Raw genomic sequence first — 1,656 nt, 5'->3', positions numbered from 1 at the left:
CCATCAAGAGTAATGGATGAAAAGGAATGGACTGATACAAGTGAAGAAGATGAAGAATCAAGTTCAGCTGGAAGTGATTTATGGGAAAGAATATATGCAGTATTAAAGCAACAGATAGGAAAGCCATATGTATGGGGTGCAACAGGTCCTGATTCATTTGACTGTTCTGGTCTGGTATGTTATGCATATAACCAATTTGCTGATGAAATTGGATTTAGCTTACCTAGAACAACATATGAACAGGTTAAAAAGGGAACTGAGGTTGATGCTAGTAATATGGATGAATGGGAACCAGGAGATTTAGTATTTCCACATGATGGACATGTAGTTGTATATACTGGTAATAAAAAATGCATTGAAGCTCCTAGAACAGGGGAATATGTTACGGAACATTCTTACAGTAGAACTTCCACCTATGCAGTTAGAAGAGTACTTCCTGAAGTTTCAGGAGGATTTACATCTGATGATTTTGAAGGTTCTGTAACAAATATTCCTAATGCACTTTTAAATGATATTAAGAAGAATGTTGAAAGCATGGTTACTTCTACAATGCCAAACATAAGCAGTTTTAAAAGCACTTTAATAAAAGTAGCAAAAGAAAATAATGTTGACCCTTATTTGCTTTTAGGCTTAATTACTTGTGAAAGTAATGGAAATATGCAAATAGGAAGTACTTATTATGGATTGTGTCAAGTAAGTCAAAATTTGGCAAATGACTATGGTTACGATAGAACAACAATAGAGGGGAATATGCAAATAGGATGTCATTATTATAATGATATGTTTAAGAAGTTTGATGGAAACAGACCATTAGCCTTAACTGCTTATAACGGTGGGGAAAATTGTTCTACCATAAAGGCTTTAAGAGGAAAGAAAAACGCTGATATTTCTTTAAATGACATATATAACAATGCTACAAATACTGAAAGTAAAGAATATGCTGGAAGAGTATTGTATGCCACTAAGATAATGAGAGACAAAAAAGCATTAAGCTAAGAGGTGAAAAATGAAAAAGTTTGGTGATTTTTTCTGGGATAGTGTTGATAGGCAACAAATGAAAAATACCAAAGATGAAAATATGGAAATAGGACAAGTAATAAATGAAAATCCATTAATTGTTAAGGTTGATGGAATTGATTTATTTTCAAAAGATTTATATATAAATCCTCATCTTTTGGATTGGGACGAGCCAGTGCATGCATATACAACTTATGCTGGAGATCCATTGCATCGGCATGAAGTTTTAGAGATACACCATTACAATAAATTGAAAGTTGGAGTTTATGTTCAACTTTATGGTATCGAATGGAGTGATAAAGCTAAATCATATCAAAGATATATTTTATCAAATTTATTAGTTGATGGAAGGTGATGGCATGAGCATTTTCCCAGAAGATTTTTATAATAATAAAATAAACAATAAAAAAGAGAAAGAAGTTCCAATACTTAGAGAGTATGCAATTAATTTAGATACTGGTGAAATATTATTTGGAGAAGATGGAAAAGGCATAATTGTAGAAAAAGAAGATGCTATATTAGTACAGGCATGGAGAAAGTTACACACTTATCAAGGTAGATTTATAATCTATTCTCCTAAATATGGAGAAAGACTGGAAGACCTATACGGAAAAGGAAAACGAATAGGTGATCTATATG

3 protein-coding genes are annotated in these 1,656 nt (G+C 32.2%); all 3 read left to right on the top strand.

Annotated elements, in window-relative coordinates; all coding sequences use genetic code 11:
* A partial coding sequence (locus tag Q0F58_RS19505) for an NlpC/P60 family protein (RefSeq protein ID WP_294379757.1) occupies window positions 1-996 on the top strand: 996 nt, incomplete at its 5' end.
* 10 nt (window positions 997-1,006) lie between these two features.
* Window positions 1,007-1,372 (top strand): DUF2577 family protein, encoded by a 366-nt coding sequence (locus Q0F58_RS19500; protein WP_294379756.1) that lies wholly within the window; start codon window positions 1,007-1,009, stop codon window positions 1,370-1,372.
* A gap of 4 nt (window positions 1,373-1,376) precedes the next feature.
* On the top strand, window positions 1,377-1,656 hold a 280-nt coding region (locus Q0F58_RS19495; RefSeq protein ID WP_294379755.1), incomplete at its 3' end, for a DUF2634 domain-containing protein.

Source organism: uncultured Clostridium sp. (assembly GCF_934754915.1).
In the GTDB taxonomy this organism is placed as follows: domain Bacteria; phylum Bacillota; class Clostridia; order Clostridiales; family Clostridiaceae; genus Clostridium.
The sequence above is the reverse complement of the archived record's forward strand: the minus strand, read 5'-3'. Positions and strand labels throughout refer to the sequence as shown.